Here is a 19,787-nt window from a genome sequence, read left to right as displayed (position 1 = left end):
GTCATTTGTGAATACTTAAGTTCACTAACAACGTCAGTTGGCTAGGTGACCCATTAGGGTCAACCTTACTAAAGCAGATACCGTGCCAATTAATTTTTGTTGGATTTTTGCTTAAATAACAATCAAAAGCTGCCTTTAAATCGGTTTTTATTTGCAAAATGCAAAGCCTAATGCAATCATTTATACAAATTGCAATCGCAATAAACGGCTAGGCTATGCAAAATAATACTAATGATCCCAAAGCAAAATATCTGCTTATGGTTGAAGATACGGCGTCGGTCGCGGCACTGTATCGCTCTTACCTGACTCCGCTTCAAATCGACATCAATATTGTCGGTACGGGGCGTGACGCAATTGAAAGTTTAAACTTTCGTACTCCTGATTTGATCCTGCTTGATTTACGTCTGCCTGATATGACGGGTATGGACGTGCTTTATGCAGTGAAACAGAAAAACCCGGATGTTCCGGTCATCTTTATGACCGCGCACGGCTCGATTGATACCGCGGTTGAAGCAATGCGTCACGGCGCACAAGACTTTTTGATTAAACCGTGTGAAGCGGACCGGCTGCGTGTTACGGTCAACAACGCGCTACGTAAGGCGAATAAACTTAAGAATGAAGCGGATAATCCAAACCAAGGTTATCAAGGCTTCATCGGCAGTAGCCAAACCATGCAGGCGGTTTATCGCACCATTGACTCGGCAGCGTCGAGTAAAGCCAGTATTTTTATTACCGGCGAGAGTGGTACGGGTAAAGAGGTGTGTGCAGAAGCGATTCACGCGACCAGTAAGCGTGGCGACAAACCTTTTATCGCGATCAACTGCGCAGCAATTCCGAAAGATTTAATTGAAAGTGAGCTGTTTGGTCACGTCAAAGGGGCATTTACTGGTGCAGCAACCGACAGACAAGGTGCGGCAGAGCTCGCGGACGGCGGCACACTATTCTTAGATGAATTGTGTGAAATGGACCTAGACTTGCAAACCAAGCTCCTACGCTTTATTCAGACGGGTACTTTCCAGAAAGTTGGCTCGTCAAAAATGAAGAGCGTCGATGTGCGATTTGTGTGTGCAACCAACCGAGACCCATGGAAAGAAGTTGAAGAAGGGCGCTTTCGGGAAGATTTGTACTATCGTTTGTATGTGATCCCTCTGCATTTGCCACCATTACGTGAGCGCGGCGAAGACATAGTTGAAATTGCTTATTCATTATTGGGCTTTATGTCGAAAGAAGAGGGTAAGGACTTTGTAAGACTATCACCAGAGGTGGTAGAAAGATTTTCCGATTATGAATGGCCGGGTAACGTCCGTCAGTTGCAAAACGTACTGAGAAACGTTGTGGTGCTGAACAACGGTAAAGAAATTACCTTGAACATGTTACCCCCGCCGCTGAATAAGCCTCTGGATAACCAAATTCGTGTTGAGTTTACTGAAACGCTGGAGCCGTCAGTTCACGATATTTTTCCACTTTGGTTAACTGAGAAAAAAGCGATAGAGCAAGCGATCAAAGCGTGTGATGGCAACATTCCAAAAGCCGCCGGTTATTTGGATGTCAGTCCTTCGACGATCTACCGCAAACTACAAACTTGGAATGCGAAGGAAACCCAGTAAATCATGGAAGTATTAAACCAGAGTAAAATCGACAGGTTAGCGAATGAGATTGGTCAGGAAAATGTGCCGGTTTTGCTTGAAATCTTTTTAGGTGAGCTGGCTCAATACATCGAAACGCTAAGCCAAGAAGAGAGCTTTGACGTTGCCCGTTATTTGAAAGAAATCAGCCACGCCCTGAAAAGCAGTGCCGCCAGTTTTGGCGCTGAATCTTTATGTGCCTATGCGATTGAAATCGATGCAGCAGCGAAATCCGGCGGAGAGTTTGATACCGATTCGATTCGCAGCAAGATGTTAACGTTGCTCGGTGAAACCAAGCAACGTTATCAGCAGATATATCAATCGCAGTAACAACTGAACGGCTTACTGCGATTGTATTTCGTCACAAAGTAGTGATTCGATGGCGTGTTGCAGTTTAGCGCGGTCGTGTCGCCAATCACGGTTTGGTGATGCCAGCGGGGTTGTCACACAATTCCATTCAGCAAGTTCTGGGTGAGGCTCGTCGCCCAGAACTACATCAATTCTTCTGCCTCGGCACGAACGTTCACACCACTCCAACTTTTCCTGAAGTGTCATTTTGCCCGCAGGCCCAAATTCGGGAGATAAGTTCTCCACGAAAATCAGTTGCGCTTTGTGGTTATTGGCAATCGCTCGACCTATTTCCGGCAAAAGCAGTGGCGGCATAATACTGGTTAAGAAGCTACCTGGACCTAATATAATCGCATCCGCTTGCTCAATCGCCATCACACCTTCTTTGGTCGCAGGCACTTCAGGCTCTAGGTCCAAACGCACCAACTTGTCAGGCATTTCGTCAACACTGGTTTCGCCCGTAACCCATTTACCGTCTGGTGCCAGAGCGCGTAAGTCGGAAGGGTGCTCCGACATCGGGATGATATTGACGTCCACTTTGAGCATGTTGCGAATTAGATTGGTTGCATCTAACGGACGGACCGATAGGTTATCCAGCGCTGTTAGCATCAAGTTGCCGAGGTTATGACCGTCGAGTTCACCTGAGCCTTTAAAGCGGTATTCGAACATCATCGAGCTAATGGATGGCTCGGTAATGAGCTGGTTGATACAGTTGCGGGTATCGCCCCAAGCAATGCCACCCTGACAGTTACGAATTCGACCCGTCGAGCCCCCGTTATCTGTTGTGGCGACAATGCCAGTGGCGTTATTACCGAAGTCTTTTAGCGCCGCAAGCATTCGGCCAAGACCGTGGCCACCGCCAATCGCGACGACCCGTTTTGATGAGTAGAGAGTCATTAATATCTTCTTATTTTTTCAAAACTAACCACAATTTAGAGCATTACATTCATATCGGATACTCAGTAGGGGGTATTTTGGGCTTCAAGTATGTTTTTTTGACGTTTAGGGTAGAAGCACGCACAATTATTAAGTATTTTATGTATCAGCTGTCGTCTTTTAAAGTTATTTGTACTTGAGGCGATTGCCATAACTCCGAGCTCACCCAGCTAAGTTCGAATGAATAAGCTTGCTGAGCCAGTGACAAGTTGTCACAAGGGCATAGTTGGAAATGATTGTGCCTCCCGTGTTTGGAAAGGTGTTCCGTGGCGCAACAATTCGAAGATAGATTCCATCGCAAGTTTTATTACTTGCGTCTTTCCGTTACAGATGTTTGTAACTTTAAATGTACTTACTGCTTGCCTGATGGCTATAAGCCTTCGGGGCAGAAAAACTCGTCCTTTTTATCGCTTCCAGAAATTAAACGCGTAGTCCGTGCATTCGCAGATTGTGGCACGTCAAAAGTGCGCATTACTGGCGGCGAGCCGAGCTTGCGTAAAGACTTTACCGATATCATCCACACCGTTGCCGAAACCAACGGCATCAACAAAGTGGCGACGACAACCAACGGCTACCGTATGGAAAAACAAGTCGCGGACTGGAAGCAAGCAGGCTTAACGCATATCAACGTGAGTGTGGATAGCCTAGACCCAAGAATGTTCCACCAAATTACCGGTGAGAATAAATTCTCTCAAGTCATGTCGGGTATCGACCGCGCGTTTGAAGTGGGCTACGAGCAGGTCAAAGTGAATGTGGTTTTGATGAAAGATCTGAACTCTCACGAACTGCCCGCTTTTCTCAACTGGATTAAAGACCGACCTATACAACTGCGTTTTATCGAACTTATGCAAACCGGTGAGATGGATGAGCTGTTCCAGAAGCACCATGTCTCTGGCGTTGGTATCCGTAATCAGTTGATTGCCAACGGTTGGCTGTTAAAAGTGAAAGCCAACAACGATGGCCCAGCGCAGGTTTTCGTCCATCCAGATTATCAAGGTGAGATCGGCCTGATCATGCCGTACGAAAAAGACTTCTGTGAAAGCTGTAATCGCCTGCGCGTTTCTGCGACGGGTAAGCTGCACTTGTGTCTGTTCGGCGACCACGGCGTAGAGTTGCGTGATTTGCTACAGCAAGACACGCAAGAAGCCGCATTAATCCAAAGAATTCAAGAGCAACTACAAACCAAATCTGTCAGTCACTTTCTTCATGATGGCAACTCCGGTATGACGCCACATCTTGCGTCAATCGGCGGTTAGTAGCGGCCAAGCAAACAATACACATTAATTTCGCCAAGCTCTGGCTCGGCAAAAGCAAACTATTTGAAGTAGGTAGGTGAACAATGGGTCACGCAGAAAGTAAATTCCAACCAGCAAACATCGCAGTACTCACTGTGTCGGATACTCGTACCGAAGAAAACGACACGTCGGGTCGTTACTTAGTTGAACACGCACAAGAAGCGGGTCACAACGTGGTCGATAAACAAATCGTTATCGATGACATGTACAAGATTCGTGCGATTGTCTCTCAGTGGATTGCTGATGAAAACGTGCAAGCGGTCATGATCACTGGTGGTACTGGTTTTACTTCACGTGACAGCACGCCTGAAGCGCTTAAACCACTATTCGATAAAGAAGTTGAAGGTTTCGGTGAGTTGTTCCGCATGGTGTCTTACGAAGAAATCGGCACCTCAACTATTCAATCTCGTGCTATCGCTGGCTTTGCTAACCACACGGTGATTTTCGCTATGCCGGGTTCTACGGGTGCATGTCGTACTGGCTGGACTAAGATCATCAAGCAGCAGTTGGATGCGAGTCACCGTCCTTGTAACTTCATGCCTCACCTAGCGGTATAAGCGGGGATTGTCATGAGCCAATTTACTCATATTAACGCCTCAGGTGAAGCCAACATGGTTGACGTGTCGGCTAAAGCAGAAACCGTGCGTGAAGCGCGCGCAGAAGCGTTTGTTCATATGGCACCTGAAACCCTGCAATTGATCGTATCAGGGCAACACCACAAAGGTGACGTTTTCGCTACAGCGCGTATTGCGGGCATCCAAGCGGCGAAGAAAACTTGGGATTTGATCCCGCTTTGTCACCCGTTACTGCTATCAAAAGTGGAAGTACAACTTGAAGCGATTGAAGCAGAAAACAAAGTGCGTATTGAATCGGTGTGCAAGTTGGCGGGTAAAACCGGTGTTGAGATGGAAGCGTTGACGGCGGCATCGGTCGCTGCGTTGACCATCTATGACATGTGTAAAGCGGTACAAAAAGATATGGTGATTGGTCAGGTTCGTTTGTTGGAAAAGACAGGCGGCAAGTCGGGTCACTTTAAGGCGGAATAATGATTAAAGTTCTATTTTTTGCGCAAACCCGCGAGCTCGTTGGCATCGATGAGATGGAAGTGCCAGCCGAGTTTGAAACGGTTGAAGCGCTCAGAGCGCATTTGGCAAACCAAGAAGGCAAATGGGACCTCGCGCTTGAATCAGGCAAATTACTGGCAGCCGTGAACCAATCTATTGTTCCGCTTGAACATGCTTTGTCTGATGGCGATGAAGTCGCGTTTTTCCCTCCGGTAACAGGGGGCTAATGATGGATTCTCGAGTTTCGGTCCAGTTTGACGACTTCTCAGTTGGCGCAGAGTACGACGGTTTATCTCAAGGCACAACGTCAGGCGCGGTAGTGACATTCATCGGCAAAGTGCGTGACATGAATCTTGGTGACAATGTGACTGGCTTGTCGCTGGAGCACTACCCAGGAATGACGGAAAAAGCGCTGGTGGAAATCTGTGATGAAGCAGAAAAACGCTGGCCGCTGCTTAAAGTGCGTGTAATCCACCGCGTAGGCGACCTAGATATCGGTGATCAAATCGTATTTGTCGGCGTGTCGAGTGCACACCGGGGTGCGGCATTTGAAGCGTGTGAATTCATCATGGACTACCTAAAAACCAAAGCGCCATTCTGGAAGAAAGAACGTACCACAGAGGCGACGCGCTGGGTTGAGTCTCGAGACTCAGACGCCAAAGCGGCCGAGCGCTGGCAGTCTAAATAAAACGTAAAAACGCTCTCATACCGAGAGCGTTTTTATCGCTGTTCATTGAGCTGATGGATGCTGCCACGCTGGCGATTTTTGGCGAAAAACAGTGCTTTATCTGCAATTGCGACGATCTGTTCTGCGCTCTCTTCCCTTGTCACCGAAGCGCAAAACTGCATGCCAATTGTAATGGTTAACTGCTCTGCAACACTTGAACCGCTATGAGAAATATTTAGTCCGAGAATTGCTTGTCTCAAGCGTTCTGCGCGGTAATAGGACTCGGCTTGAGATACCCCCGTCATATAAATCAAAAACTCATCGCCACCATAACGAAAGCAAAGATCTTGCGGTGTTGCCCAAGTGAGAATCGCATTGGCGACGGTTTTCAAAGCGTCATCTCCGCGTAAGTGACCGTAATAGTCGTTAAATTGCTTAAAACAATCGATATCTATCATTAAAATCGCGGAACTGGTGTCTTGTGCTTTGGTTGAGTCAAATGCTGCGGGCAACAAGGAGTCTAATGCGTATCGATTATAAAGTTGGGTCAAGTGGTCTTTATAGGTGAGTTTTTCCAGTTCAGCCTGTTGATGCGCAAACTGTTCCAACGCGAGTTTATATTCAGTGATGTTTCGCACGGTCCAAAGAACAAAAGGGGCATTAGGCAAAGGGATAACAAACGCACTAAAGTACTGTGGTTCGGTCGGTCCATCGATGCCTTCAAAACATGGGATTTCTTTTGGATCAAGCGAGTACTCAAGCTCAGTCGCTTGTCCGCTTTCGATGACATCGACAATGATTTGGCAAAACCGTTCGGCAGTTTCTGAGGGCAATACTTGCTGTTGTGTCAGTCCAATCAAGACCTCTGGATTATGGTGGCACTTGGTATTTTTACCTCCCCATGCATCTATATAGGTCCCTGACTTATCGAGGAGATAGGTCGGTTCAGGAACCGCATCAAACACCATGTGAATCATTTCAGGGTTGTCGGCAATCGCCTCTAATAGGGTTGAACTCACTCAAATATCCTTACAGCCAACGAGAGTACTACTTATAGTTTAGACAGTTTCGGTAAAGCGGTCGTTAAGGTCGTCAAAATAATGTCATGATTCTAACTGCGGGTTATTTTATGCCTTCTGTCTCATTGGTGTGACGAATGGGTTGTTAAACATTGAGATAACTATCGCTACTTGTCTTTCTTTATGTTGCTTTTTTGCGCTGTGGACTCGTTTTGAGACAGAGGTAATTGCGCTCAATGCCTGTTGAAATCTTGACTATTGGGCTACTGCTTTTGATTGATAGTTTAGAACGATTGTAAAAATTGGCGATTTCCATTTAGTAAAATCAAGAAATTAGACAACAATTACCTTATACCCAGCGTGACTGGTGCGTTAAGGAGAAAGCAATGGAATCATTAAAAGTAAAAGACTACATGACACTACAAGCGGTGACCTTCACTCCTGATATGTCATTAAGTGCCGCACTTCACAAGGTTCTGGATTCAAGATATTTAGGTGGGCCGGTAATCGATGAAAACAAGCGAGTAATTGGTTTTCTATCGGGTCAAGATTTACTAGAGAAACTACTGAAAGTGTCATACTACTGCCAAGACACTCATATCGTCAGAGACTGTATGCATCCCGAAGTTCTCTCAGTAGGCCCGGATACGTCTATCATCGCATTGGCAGAAATGATGACTAAAGATAAGCCTAAAGTGTACCCAGTAATCGATGATAACAATAAGTTGGTCGGCATTATTACCCGACGAGATGTGTTACGTGCGATTGGTAAAAACATCAACGAATGTTTCAAACATCCGGTTTAGAAGTATGTTGTGACAAAAATGGCGCTTTATGCGCCTTTTTCTTTTGGTGTGAGCCTAAGTCGCGGGCAGAGAGAGAAAAATTCCAATAGAAAGCAAAAAAGTGTTTGACCTTGGAGTAGACTCCAAGGTTTATGCTAAGGGTGTACATCAAATGGAGAGTTTACTATGTGCACAAAACACCAAGCATGCCGCTCTGAAAAAGTCGCGCTAAATCCATCACAAACGGGTTCTTGTTCTAGCCCGAGCATCACTTCTATCAAACAAGCGGACGTTAGCGCTGTAGAAACAGGTTGTTGCTCATCGACCAGTTGCAGCAGCGGAGGGGACCCTAGCGATGAGGAAAGCGACCCCAAACTGCTTTCGACCAACGGCTTAACCCATAGCTGGAAAATCGACGGGATGGATTGCCCATCTTGTGCGAGAAAAATTGAAACCGCGGTTAACAAAGTGGAAGGCGTTGTGGACGCCAAAGTTCTGTTCGCGACCGAAAAGCTGATCATAAGCGCTAATCATTCTGGTGTTGCGAGCTTAGTCGAGCAAGCCATTTTAGATACCGGATTTACGTTCCAAACCCCAACATCGACACCAAAAGCAGCCAAACCTACCGGTTGGAAGAGTGTCGTTGTACAAAATTCCAAGATTATCGCGATAGCCTCAGCGATGGCTGTTGCCGCAATAATTTCGCCTATTTTCCCTTTGGTGAGTGAATGGATGTTCATCTTCACCTGTTTGGCGGGTCTGTATCCGATTGGACGCAAAGCGATTGCGCTAGCGAGATCGGGCACACCGTTTGCGATTGAAACCCTAATGAGTGTCGCGGCGATTGGTGCCTTGTATTTAGGCGAGACAGTCGAAGCGGCGATGGTGCTACTGTTGTTCCTTATTGGTGAGCAACTTGAAGCGTTTGCCGCCTCCAAAGCACGCAGTGGTGTGCAAGCTTTGATGGAGCTAGTACCAGAAAACGCAATCAAAATCGTTGATGGTCAGCGTATTGAAGTAAGCGCCAGTGAATTGCAACCCGGCGACATTATCGAAGTCTCGCCAGGCTCTCGATTGCCAGCAGACGGCCGCTTAAATGAGGGTGTCGCCAGTTTTGATGAAAGTGCGCTAACGGGCGAATCGGTCCCGGTAGACAGAGCAGAAGGCGAGGGCGTAATGGCTGGGGCTGTAGTCGTCGACCGTGTGGTCCGTTTGACGATTACCTCTAAACAAGGTGAAAACGCTATCGATCGTATTCTCCATTTGATTGAAGAAGCGGAATCACGCAAAGCGCCACTTGAACGTTTCTTAGATAAGTTCAGCCGCTGGTATACGCCGTTGATGATGGTTGTTTCATTGCTGGTGATTGTTGTGCCGCCAATGTTTTTCTCGCAGCCATGGGAAACATGGGTCTACCGCGGATTAGCGTTACTGCTGATTGCTTGTCCTTGTGCCTTGGTTATCTCTACGCCAGCAGCGATTACGTCTGGTTTAGCCGCTGCGGCCAGTCGTGGCGCGCTGATTAAAGGTGGTGCGGCGTTAGAACAATTAGGTAAAGTGCAAACCGTCGCGTTTGATAAAACAGGCACGCTCACACAAGGCAAACCGGAAGTGACAGACTTGGTGGCGCTGCAAGGTTGGGATGACTCTGAGCTACTCGCCAAAGTGGCCGCGATTGAAGTTGGATCTAGCCACCCGCTTGCCGTATCTCTAGTGAATAGAGCGAAGCAACTGAATATCGCTATTCCTGAAGCCGATGACAAACAAGCGTTGGTGGGTAGCGGTGTCACAGGTGTGGTCGATGGCGTTCGTTACCATGTGATTGCGCCAAGTAAGCTCAGCATCGCGATTAGCAGTGACCTTGAACAACAAATTCAGCAGTTGGAAGACAGTGGTAAAACCGTCGTGGTGGTGGTTGAAGAAGAGCAAACGCCAATTGGTATCGTCGCGTGGCAAGATACATTGAGAGAAGACTCGGCACAGGCTATTGAAGCGCTGAAAAGCTTGGGAATCAACGCGGTGATGTTGACCGGGGACAACCCGCGCAGCGCACAAGCAATCAGCTCGATGATCGGGATTGATTTCAAAGCAAGCTTGTTGCCCCAAGACAAAGTGAACTATGTTGAGCAGCTCTCTCAACACGCCAACGTTGCCATGGTAGGTGACGGCATTAACGACGCGCCAGCGATGAAAGCGTCCAGTATTGGTATTGCGATGGGAGGCGGAACTGACGTCGCCCTTGAAACCGCCGACGCTGCGATTACTCACAATCGATTGGTTGAACTTGCCGGCATGATTGAACTGTCCCGCGCTACGCTAACAAATATTCGTCAGAACATTACTTTAGCGCTTGGCCTAAAAGGGGTGTTCTTGGTGACGAGTTTGCTTGGTATTACTGGCCTTTGGGTCGCAGTGCTAGCAGACAGTGGTGCGACAGCAATTGTCACTTTAAACGCGTTGCGCTTACTGAAGTTTAAATCTCAGTCAAAGGTATAAAGGCTATCAGTCCCATGAATTTGATTCTGGGGCTGTTTTTTATGCAACGCTTTTCGATAAAACACGATAAAGTGTGATCAATGCTTGTTTTGTGTGTAATTGTTGTTTGTATTGCGCTTATCATTGTGAAGTTGATCACTATAAGGTAGTGCTGAGTCGGCTAGAGTAAGCTCTGTACCCGATGAATGTATAGAGCAAGCGAATAGAACATACGGTTCGACTTGCCGAAATAAGGAGCCCCCTATGTCTCAAGCTGTTTTCCACCTAGGTGTTACTGAAGCGGATCTTGCTGGTGCAACATTAGCAATCATTCCTGGTGACCCAGCGCGTGTTCAAAAAATCGCTGAAGAAATGGAAAATCCAGTATTTTTAGCAAGCCACCGTGAATACACGCTTTACCGCGCTGAATTGGATGGTAAACCAGTTGTTGTTTGTTCAACAGGTATTGGTGGTCCATCAACCTCTATTGCCGTTGAAGAACTTGCTCAGCTTGGCGTGCGTACATTCCTGCGTGTGGGTACGACTGGTGCGATTCAGCCAGACGTAAACGTTGGCGATATGATCGTGACAACGGGTTCTGTTCGTCTAGACGGCGCGAGCCTACACTTTGCTCCAATGGAGTTCCCTGCGGTTGCTGACTTTGAAGTTGCGACAGCGATGAAAGCGGCAGTTGAAGAATCAGGCGCAGCAGTTCACATGGGCGTGACAGCTTCAAGTGATACTTTCTACCCAGGTCAAGAACGTTACGACACCTTCTCTGGTCGCGTAGTTAAGCGTTTCCAAGGCTCAATGAAAGAGTGGCAAGACATGGGTGTGCTGAACTTCGAAATGGAGTCTGCAACGCTACTGACCATGTGTGCTAGCTCTGGTCTTAAAGCGGGTTGTGTTGCTGGTGTTATCATCAACCGTACACAAAAAGAGATCCCTGATCACTCAACGCTAAAAGAGACAGAAGCTCGTTCAATCAAAGTGGTTGTTGAAGCAGCACGTAAAATGCTTTAATCGCTCTACAAATTACTAAAAACAGCCACCCTTGGGTGGCTGTTTTTTTATGCGTCTTAGTTAGCCACTAAAGGCTACTCTGGGTAGTGGCTGGTACAAACTCTCTGTCATATCCGACAACATTTGGTCGTAGACCTGTGAAATGATCAACGAAATGTCGGTGGTTAATGCATACAACTCTCTCACCTCCATCGTAATCTCATTACACGAACCAATTTCGGTCAGCATGTGCATAGACTTTGAGCTAGCTGGAGAAGCTAACGCCAGCGGGCTGATGATCGACATCTGGCTGAGCTTGCGTTTCATTTTCTCGCAGTAGTACTTCACTCTCAGCATGCCTTCTGGGTAGTGGCAATCCTGAATGGAAATTCGTAGCTGTGTCAGCACTTCCATACTATCGAGAACTTGCTGCCAATTGAGGTGGTACTCGTCACTTAAATCTTCACGCCCCGACTCGATCAACCAAGCAATCGCGATTTCATCCATTAAGAACAAACAGTGACGGATGGTTTTGCCGTGCACTACCTGATTTCGGGCAACTGAATTATTTTGCCAATCTTTGCTAAGTGATTTGAACTTAAGCTGCAAAATCCGGTACATGGGTTTGTTCTCAAACTGAGCAATAGCGATCAGCTCGTTCGACTTTGCCATCATCAGATCGTAGGTTTCCTCTAGCTGTGGCGTAAGGTCAAACTTGTTAGTCTCGGTCAGAATCTGATGGGTGATCGAACGATGTTGTCGGCTCAATAACAATAGTTGGCGCAGCAGAACCAAGATTTCGTACTTGCGTTGCAGTGACGATTGGCGTTGTTTAGAAAAGTGAAAAAGGCACGCCAAAATGATGAGAGAAATACCAATTGAAATAAGCACGAACATAACCAACTCCTTGTTATCTAGTCGCTACAAGGTACAGAGCAGTATTAGTGCCATGTTTTTATTGTAAGTAAATCAACTGGTTATGTTGTTTGGTCTTAAACTTGCGATCAGAGTTGGTGCAACAAGGCACTATAACAGTGAGTGAATAGATAAAAAAATCCCCGCCATAAGGCAGGGATTTAAAGGTTATCGCTTGGTTGGCGAATTACATTACGCGCATACCAGGCTGAGCACCTTCGTGTGGCTCAAGGATCCATAGGTCGCTGCCACCAGGGCCAGCGGCTAGGATCATGCCTTCAGACATACCAAATTTCATCTTACGAGGTTTTAGGTTAGCGACCATTACAGTTAGCTTACCTTCTAGCTCTTCAGGTTTGTACGCTGACTTGATGCCAGAGAACACTTGACGAGTTTCACCACCGATGTCCAATTGGAACTTAAGCAGTTTGTTTGCTTTTGGCACTTCTTCACAAGAGATGATGCGAGCAATACGCATATCTACTGCAGCAAAAGCGTCGAACTCAATCTCTTCAGCGATTGGATCTTTGTCTAGCTCAGTTTGGCTAGCCTTGTTCTTTTCCGCTTCGGCTTTTTCTTTCGCCGCCATTTCTGCTGCCGCGTCTTCTTTAGAAGCTTCGATCATTGCTTCGATGTTCTTAGGATCAATACGGTTGAACAGTGCTTTGAACTTAGTGATCTCGTGCCCCGTTAGTGGTGCAGCGATGTTTTCCCAAGTTAGTTCTTGGTTTAGGAACGCTTCAGTACGTGCAGCAAGTGCTGGCATGACTGGTTTCAGGTAAGTCATCAGTACGCGGAACAGGTTGATACCCACAGAACAGATTTCTTGTAGTTCCTGATCTTTGCCTTCTTCTTTTGCGACAACCCACGGTGCTTTTTCGTCAACGTATTGGTTTGCCTTGTCCGCTAGTGCAGTGATTTCGCGAATCGCACGACCAAATTCACGCGTTTCGTAAAGCTCAGCGATACGGTCAGCAGCTGCAACAAATTCGTTGTATAGCTCAGGTTCTGCAAAGTTGTCAGACAGTTTGCCTTCAAAACGTTTTGCGATGAAGCCAGCGTTACGTGATGCTAGGTTAACGATCTTGTTCACAACATCAGCGTTCACGCGCTGAGTGAAGTCTTCAAGGTTAAGGTCTAGGTCGTCGATACGGCTGTTTAGCTTCGCAGCGTAGTAGTAACGTAGGCATTCTGGATCTAGGTGCTCTAAGTACGTGCTCGCTTTGACGAAGGTACCTTTAGACTTAGACATTTTCGCGCCGTTCACCGTTACGTAACCGTGGACGAATACGTTGTTAGGTTTGCGGAAACCAGAACCTTCTAGCATCGCTGGCCAGAATAGGCTGTGGAAGTAAACGATGTCTTTACCGATGAAGTGGTAAAGCTCTGCTGAGCTGTCTTTGTTCCAGTACTCGTCGAAGTCTAGGTCGTCACGCTTGTCACATAGGTTTTTGAAAGAGCCCATGTAGCCGATAGGTGCGTCTAGCCATACGTAGAAGAATTTATTCTTCTCACCTGGGATCTCGAAACCAAAGTAAGGCGCATCACGTGAGATATCCCACTGTTGCAGACCAGATTCAAACCACTCTTGCATCTTGTTCGCAGTTTCAGCTTGTAGCGAGCCAGAGCGTGTCCACTCTTTTAGCATGCTTTCAAACTGAGGCAGATCGAAGAAGAAGTGCTCAGAATCTTTCATTACTGGCGTCGCACCAGAAACAGCAGATTTAGGATTGATCAGTTCAGTTGGGCTGTAGGTCTCACCACAGTTGTCACAGTTGTCACCGTACTGGTCTTCAGACTTACATTTCGGGCAAGTACCTTTTACGAAACGATCCGGTAGGAACATCTCTTTTTCTGGGTCGAACAACTGAGAAATCGTACGGCTAGAAATGAAACCGTTTTTCTTTAGCTCAAGGTAGATGTGCGAAGCCAGCTCGCGGTTCTCTTCAGAGTGCGTGCTGTGGTAGTTATCAAAGCTGATATCAAAGCCAGCAAAGTCTTTCTGGTGTTCTTCGCTAACTGCGGCAATCATTTCTTCAGGAGTAATACCCATCTGTTGCGCTTTAAGCATGATTGGCGTGCCGTGAGCATCGTCAGCACAGATGAAGTTTACAGTGTTGCCACGTAGGCGTTGGTAACGAACCCAGATGTCTGCTTGGATGTGTTCAAGCATATGACCAAGGTGAATCGAACCGTTAGCGTACGGAAGGGCACAAGTTACCAGCATTTTCCTTGAAGGAAGGTTTCTTGGATCGTTTGCCATACTTAATATTCGCTTTTCTTGATAGGTATAAAAATTTTTGATGGATAATACTACCCCATGAGCTGATTAACTCCAAGGTGTCAAAGGGGTGATTACCTTAGTTTTTTCAGGGTTCAGTACTGACCTTGCTAGTGGTAGCATAGTGCTCAAAAGGAGGACCTATGCGTCAGTTCACTTCAAAGCAAGACTTTTGTGATTGGTTAAACCAATTTCAACACCCATGCCTTACCGAGCAATGGGCTTCTCAACCAAATGTCGTTAGCGTTGAAACGCAGGGATTTACTATTGCGATTCCATTTGCTGCCAACTCACTGGTCGAAGCGTTATCTCACTGGATTGAAAATCAGCAACAAACTGGTTCTGCACCAGCGTTTGAGTACCAAATTACGATTAAGCCAAAGTCGCTTGAAACCCACGTCGCGGCTGAAGTCAAAGGGGTGAAAAACATCATCGCTGTGACGTCTGCCAAAGGTGGTGTTGGCAAATCGACCACATCGGTGAACCTAGCTCTTGCGATTGCTCAATCAGGAGCGAAAGTAGGCTTGTTGGATGCTGATATCTATGGTCCTTCTGTCCCGATGATGATGGGCGAAATGAATGCCAGCCCACAGGTACGCGACAATAAGTGGATGCAGCCGATCGCGGCGCACGGCATCTTTACTCAGTCGATTGGTTACCTTGTGTCGAAAGACGAAGCGGCAATTTGGCGCGGGCCAATGGCCGCCAAAGCATTAGCGCAGCTATTGAATGAAACCGAATGGCCAGAGCTGGATTATCTGATCATCGATATGCCACCGGGTACGGGTGATATTCAGCTATCGTTGGCTCAGCAAGTCCCAGTGACGGGCGCTGTGATTGTGACTACGCCACAAGACCTTGCATTGGCAGACGCGCGTAAAGGCGCCGCGATGTTTGAGAAAGTCCAAGTGCCGGTCATCGGGTTAGTGGAAAACATGAGCTACCATATTTGCAGCCACTGCGGCGAGAAAGAGCATATCTTTGGCGCAGGTGGTGCAGAGAAGATGTCGCAAGAATATGGACTCGACTTACTCGCGCAAATTCCACTGCATATCTCGATGCGTGAAGATATCGATAACGGTAAACCAACGGTTGTTTCACGTCCGGAGTCAGAGCACGCGCAGCAATATATGCAACTCGCCCAGTCAGTGTGCGCACGTCTGTATTGGAAAGGGAAAGAGAAGCCAGATTCGATCATGTTTACTATGGTTGAATAGCCGTTGCCTTGATTGTGATTGATTTCCGCCGCTGGTTTGTTCGCTTAGGTGATGAATCAGTGGTGGAACTTTCAGCAACTTTGCGGTCGGTTTTTGCACCGAGTTCTGCTTTTTATACAGTGTAATCGTTTGCTTTAAATCTGGTTATTCCAATTGGGATAAAACCGTTAATCCTCTCTAGTAACTCCCCCCCGAACTCCCTATAATCAGGCGGTTTACCTAATTTACACTAATACAATGTGCGCTTAGTGGCGTACTGCTAGTATTAGCTTATGACACCAATTCAATTCATCGGGTGCAAGAATAATGTCTGATAATAATCAATGCGTAATCGTCGGTATTGCTGGCGCGTCTGCTTCAGGAAAAAGTTTAATCGCTAGTACTATTTACAACGAACTACGCGAAAAAGTGGGCGATCATCAAATTGGTGTAATTAAGGAAGATTCCTACTATAACGACCAAAGCCACTTGAGCATGGAAGAGCGTGTAAAAACTAACTACGATCACCCGAACGCGATGGACCATGAACTGCTTTGTGAACACCTTGAAAAATTAACAAAAGGTGAAGCGGTTGAAGTACCAGAGTACAGCTACTCAGAGCATACTCGTACTGACGTAACAACCACTATGACACCAAAGAAAGTGATCATCCTAGAAGGCATTCTACTGCTGACTGACCCTCGTCTTCGTAACCTCATGCACGCGACCGTGTTCATGGACACTCCACTCGATATCTGTCTGCTACGCCGTATTAAACGTGACGTTGAAGAACGTGGCCGTACAATGGAATCGGTACTTAAACAGTACCAGCAAACGGTTCGTCCAATGTTTATGCAATTTATTGAACCTTCTAAACAGTACGCAGACATCATCGTTCCTCGCGGCGGCAAAAACCGTATTGCGATTGATGTACTGAAAGCTCACATTGCAAAACTTCTGAAAGCTTAAGTTATAATTCGAGCTAAACGCTTTATTTTTTTGAATATAAGTGGCACTTTAGGTGCCACTTTTTTTATGGTTTTAAGACGACCACTTATACTTGGAGTGGATGTATTTTTCACGCGTCACTCACCAAGCAAGGATAATGCTGATGAAGAAACTGTTCCTATTTATTGCAATTCCTGTTGTTGCTGTGATCGGTGCGCTGCTTGCACTGGTTCTGCTGGTAAACCCAAATCAATTCAAGCCGCTAATTGTTGAGCAGGCAAAAGCTCAGACTGGTTTAGATTTAGTGATTGAAGGCGACATTGGCTGGCAATTTTTCCCTGCTATCGGCCTTGAAATCGGTAAAACAGAATTGCGTAACCCTGAAGGGTTTAGCAAACCAAATATGTTCAAAGTCGACAGCGTCGTCGTAGAAGTGTCGGTGACACCGCTGTTGAGTAAGCAACTTGAAGTCGGCAACATCGTGCTCGACGGTGCTGAATTCTCAATGGAAACATTGAAAGACGGCACGAAGAACATCGACGCACTGACCAAAGCGCAATCGGCACAAACGACAGAAGACACACCACAGCCAGCAGCTTCTGAAGCGCCAGCGCAGACAACAGAAGACAGCTCTGCAAAAGGCGAGGAATGGAGCATTAACCTTGCTGGTGTCACCATTTCAAATGCAGCAGTAGAGGTTCTGGATAAGCAAGCAGGTACATCGCTGAAGCTATACGATGTAGCGCTGAGCCTATCTGAGTTCGCCTTCGACCGCTGGACTCATGTTGAATTCGCGGCGAAAGGTGAAAACAATCAACAGAAGTTTGCCACACAAGGTGAAGCGGAGTTCCGTTTAGCGAAAGGCATGGCTGACTACGCGCTGCGCAACATTAAACTCGATAACAGCTTTAGCGATCCGGCGACAAAAATGGACAGTATCAAGCTAGCGTTAGATACGTTTGAGTTTGATAAAGTCAACGCGCTGACTTACTCAGTAAAAGGTCAAGCGGCTGAATTGGCGATCGACATGACAGGTTCAGCGTCGCTGACGGTTGATAAAGCGATCTCTAAAGTCGTGATGGGTGGTCTGAATTTCGAGGCAAACCTTGAAGGTAACTCTTTACCGCAATCACCAATGAAAGTGGCGCTTAACTCTGACCTGACTTTTGACCTGACCAAAAGCCACCTTGCTTTAGCGCTTAAAAAGCTAACGGCGAACGCGCTGGAGTTTGACGGCAAAGCGGACGTTACGTTAGGCGATATTCCTAAAGTACGCTTCTCGCTTCATAGTCCAAACATTGATTTAGATGAGTTCTTAGGTCTGAATCAAGGCGGTGAAAAAGCGTCAGGTTCTGGTGAAGCTTCGACAACGAAGGGCGGTGAGCAAACCGCGAAAGAAGAAGTTGAACCAGACTTGTCTGCATTGAAAACGCTGGATGTTAAAGGCGATATCACGATCGATAAGTTCAAAGCGAACAACGCCAAGATGCAAAACGTGAAAGCCAGCTTTAGCGTTAACCGTGGTGTGGCGGAGTTGACATCATTCACTTCAAACCTTTACCAAGGTTCAATCAGTGCAAGCGGTAAACTAGACGCGCGTAAATCGCCAGCGACCTACAGCATTGTTAACCGTGTCCAAGGTGTCTTGGTGCAACCGCTACTTATCGATGTGGCGCAGAACGACAAATTGGAAGGGACGGGTAATATCGACATGAACCTTGTTGGTCGTAGCCTCAAACCGAGTGCGATCCAAGAAAACCTCGCGGGTACAGTGTTGGTGAACTTTGCCGATGGTGCCGTGAACGGCATTAACGTTGCCCAGATGATCCGTACCAACTACGCGAAAATCAAAGGCCAGAAACTGGACGATAAAGAGGGCGTTCAAAAGACAGACTTTAGTGCGCTAAAAGCGACACTGAAACTGGATAAAGGCAATATCGTGACTAACGATATGACCATGCAGTCGCCACTATTGCGTATTCGCGGTAAAGGTAAAGCCAACTACATCAAGCAAGATGTTGACTTTACGGTCAGCACTTCTGTGGTCGGCTCGTTGGAAGGTCAGGGTGGTAAAGACATCGATGAGCTGCGCGATGTGACGATTCCAATCAATGTCTCTGGTAGCTGGGATGATCCTAAGTTCAAGCTGGTCTTTGATGACGTGTTAAAGCAGAAAGCGGAAAAAGAGCTTGAGCGTGGTCTAGAAAAACTGGACGAGAAGCTTGGCGAAAAAATCAAAGATGAGAAAACCAAAGAAGCGGTAGATAACTTAATCAAAGGTCTTTTCAACTAAGATTATTAAGATAGAAAAAGCGGCGTTCTTAACCAAGAACGCCGCTTTTTTATTTGGTCTGTATTGGTAGGAGCTTTTCGCTGTTTACCAGTCAACACCTTTGAGTGCTTTCACGCCAGATTCAAAAGCGTGCTTAACGTTTTTCACCTCTGAAACGGTATCCGCCATTTCCATGAGCGTTCGGTGCGCACCGCGACCAGTAATGACCACTGACTGCATTTTAGGGCGGTTATTCAGCGCTTCGACCACTTCGTCTAAGTCGATATAGCCGTAGCTCACCATATAAGTCAGCTCGTCAAACAAGATGACGTCAATAGACTCGTCTTGCAGCATGCGCTTACATTCTTGCCATACGCCTTGCGCCGCTTCAGTATCGGCAGTTTTGTTCTGAGTTTCCCACGTAAAGCCAGTTGCCATCACTTGGAACTCAACGCCGAGTTTCTCAAGTAGGTTGCGCTCACCGTTGTCCCAAGTGCCTTTGATAAACTGCGCGACTGAACATTTTAGGCCGTGGCCTACCGCACGAGCGATGGTACCAAAACCAGATGTTGACTTACCTTTACCGTTTCCGGTGATGACCAGCAGCAGTCCTTTCTCTTCCTGAGCGGCTGCGACGCGTGCATCCACCTGTTCTTTTACTTTCTGTTGGCGAGCTTTATGGCGCTCGTCTTTTATGCTCTCCGTTGGCATGCTTTGTCCTCGTGAATGGCTGTAGTTTAGGCGCTATCATAGCTCATCTTATCAATAGCTTATAGATGGACTGAATGGCTTACGTCTGTTGAGCGACGATTTGATTACTTGCAGTTATGAGAATAAACGCAAAAGCGTTGTTGTCGACCTTCTCTTTTGGACATTTTCGTTCATAAAATCAAAACTATGGGCAAGCGTATGCCATTGGCTCGCGATTTGTCTCAAATGGATGCCTTGCCAAGCATCTT

At 46.8% G+C, this 19,787-nt stretch carries 18 protein-coding genes and 1 riboswitch; of the genes, 13 read left to right on the top strand and 5 right to left on the bottom strand.

Annotated features, from left to right (window positions below):
- The first annotated feature begins 215 nt into the window (after positions 1-215).
- Together luxO and luxU are read left to right on the top strand one after the other, a co-directional pair.
- Positions 216-1,607: a quorum-sensing sigma-54 dependent transcriptional regulator LuxO gene (gene luxO / locus AKJ31_RS06470; protein WP_053408285.1), complete on the top strand. Its 1,392-nt coding sequence runs from the start codon at positions 216-218 to the stop codon at positions 1,605-1,607.
- Positions 1,608-1,610: 3 nt separating this feature from the next.
- Positions 1,611-1,955 (top strand): quorum-sensing phosphorelay protein LuxU, encoded by a 345-nt coding sequence (luxU, locus tag AKJ31_RS06465; RefSeq protein WP_053408284.1) that lies wholly within the window; start codon positions 1,611-1,613, stop codon positions 1,953-1,955.
- 12 nt (positions 1,956-1,967) lie between these two features.
- Here luxU and AKJ31_RS06460 read toward each other — a convergent pair whose 3' ends face one another.
- Positions 1,968-2,870: a YvcK family protein gene (locus AKJ31_RS06460; RefSeq protein ID WP_053408283.1), complete on the bottom strand. Its 903-nt coding sequence runs from the start codon at positions 2,868-2,870 to the stop codon at positions 1,968-1,970.
- 183 nt (positions 2,871-3,053) lie between these two features.
- Positions 3,054-3,187, top strand: a riboswitch (molybdenum cofactor riboswitch).
- On the opposite strand from AKJ31_RS06460, the gene moaA reads away from it, so the two are divergent.
- From moaA to moaE, 5 genes are all read left to right on the top strand, one after another.
- Positions 3,176-4,165: a GTP 3',8-cyclase MoaA gene (gene moaA / locus AKJ31_RS06455; RefSeq protein WP_053408282.1), complete on the top strand. Its 990-nt coding sequence runs from the start codon at positions 3,176-3,178 to the stop codon at positions 4,163-4,165. Its footprint overlaps the riboswitch before it by 12 nt.
- An 83-nt stretch (positions 4,166-4,248) precedes the next feature.
- On the top strand, positions 4,249-4,761 hold the full coding sequence (gene moaB / locus AKJ31_RS06450; protein WP_053408281.1) for a molybdenum cofactor biosynthesis protein B: 513 nt from the start codon (positions 4,249-4,251) through the stop codon (positions 4,759-4,761).
- Positions 4,762-4,773: 12 nt separating this feature from the next.
- A complete protein-coding gene (moaC, locus tag AKJ31_RS06445; RefSeq protein WP_053408280.1) occupies positions 4,774-5,250 on the top strand; it encodes a cyclic pyranopterin monophosphate synthase MoaC in 477 nt (158 codons plus the stop codon).
- On the top strand, positions 5,250-5,495 hold the full coding sequence (gene moaD / locus AKJ31_RS06440) for a molybdopterin synthase sulfur carrier subunit (protein WP_053408279.1): 246 nt from the start codon (positions 5,250-5,252) through the stop codon (positions 5,493-5,495). Before moaC ends, moaD begins: the two co-directional genes overlap by 1 nt.
- Positions 5,496-5,497: 2 nt before the next feature.
- Positions 5,498-5,956, top strand: a complete 459-nt coding sequence (gene moaE, locus AKJ31_RS06435; protein ID WP_053408278.1) for a molybdopterin synthase catalytic subunit MoaE — start codon at positions 5,498-5,500, stop codon at positions 5,954-5,956.
- Between the two features lie 32 nt (positions 5,957-5,988).
- Here moaE and AKJ31_RS06430 read toward each other — a convergent pair whose 3' ends face one another.
- On the bottom strand, positions 5,989-6,954 hold the full coding sequence (locus tag AKJ31_RS06430; RefSeq protein WP_416340958.1) for a sensor domain-containing diguanylate cyclase: 966 nt from the start codon (positions 6,952-6,954) through the stop codon (positions 5,989-5,991).
- A gap of 386 nt (positions 6,955-7,340) precedes the next feature.
- On the opposite strand from AKJ31_RS06430, the gene AKJ31_RS06425 reads away from it, so the two are divergent.
- The 3 genes from AKJ31_RS06425 (at position 7,341) to udp (ending at position 11,237) form a co-directional block, all read left to right on the top strand.
- Positions 7,341-7,760 (top strand): CBS domain-containing protein, encoded by a 420-nt coding sequence (locus AKJ31_RS06425; protein WP_053408277.1) that lies wholly within the window; start codon positions 7,341-7,343, stop codon positions 7,758-7,760.
- 165 nt (positions 7,761-7,925) lie between these two features.
- A complete protein-coding gene (locus AKJ31_RS06420; RefSeq protein WP_053408276.1) occupies positions 7,926-10,235 on the top strand; it encodes a zinc/cadmium/mercury/lead-transporting ATPase in 2,310 nt (769 codons plus the stop codon).
- Positions 10,236-10,478: 243 nt separating this feature from the next.
- Positions 10,479-11,237, top strand: coding sequence for a uridine phosphorylase (gene udp / locus AKJ31_RS06415; protein WP_053408275.1), 759 nt, complete (start codon positions 10,479-10,481; stop codon positions 11,235-11,237).
- A gap of 60 nt (positions 11,238-11,297) precedes the next feature.
- Here the strand turns inward: udp and AKJ31_RS06410 are convergent, their stop codons facing one another.
- On the bottom strand, positions 11,298-12,113 hold the full coding sequence (locus AKJ31_RS06410) for a hypothetical protein (protein WP_053408274.1): 816 nt from the start codon (positions 12,111-12,113) through the stop codon (positions 11,298-11,300).
- Between the two features lie 205 nt (positions 12,114-12,318).
- Entirely contained in the window at positions 12,319-14,394 is a 2,076-nt protein-coding gene (metG, locus tag AKJ31_RS06405; RefSeq protein WP_053408273.1) for a methionine--tRNA ligase, read from the bottom strand.
- Between the two features lie 161 nt (positions 14,395-14,555).
- On the opposite strand from metG, the gene apbC reads away from it, so the two are divergent.
- The 3 genes from apbC (at position 14,556) to AKJ31_RS06390 (ending at position 18,849) form a co-directional block, all read left to right on the top strand.
- Positions 14,556-15,629, top strand: a complete 1,074-nt coding sequence (gene apbC, locus AKJ31_RS06400) for an iron-sulfur cluster carrier protein ApbC (RefSeq protein WP_053408272.1) — start codon at positions 14,556-14,558, stop codon at positions 15,627-15,629.
- A 306-nt stretch (positions 15,630-15,935) separates the two neighbouring features.
- Positions 15,936-16,577, top strand: coding sequence for a uridine kinase (gene udk, locus AKJ31_RS06395; RefSeq protein WP_053408271.1), 642 nt, complete (start codon positions 15,936-15,938; stop codon positions 16,575-16,577).
- A 142-nt stretch (positions 16,578-16,719) separates the two neighbouring features.
- Complete coding sequence (locus AKJ31_RS06390) at positions 16,720-18,849, top strand: AsmA family protein (RefSeq protein ID WP_053408270.1); 2,130 nt, start codon at positions 16,720-16,722, stop codon at positions 18,847-18,849.
- A gap of 84 nt (positions 18,850-18,933) precedes the next feature.
- On the opposite strand, the gene cobO is transcribed toward AKJ31_RS06390, so the two are convergent.
- On the bottom strand, positions 18,934-19,539 hold the full coding sequence (cobO, locus tag AKJ31_RS06385; RefSeq protein WP_053408269.1) for a cob(I)yrinic acid a,c-diamide adenosyltransferase: 606 nt from the start codon (positions 19,537-19,539) through the stop codon (positions 18,934-18,936).
- Positions 19,540-19,787: the final 248 nt, after the last annotated feature.

Source organism: Vibrio hepatarius, assembly GCF_001274785.1.
GTDB lineage: Bacteria > Pseudomonadota > Gammaproteobacteria > Enterobacterales > Vibrionaceae > Vibrio > Vibrio hepatarius.
The sequence above is the reverse complement of the archived record's forward strand: the minus strand, read 5'-3'. Positions and strand labels throughout refer to the sequence as shown.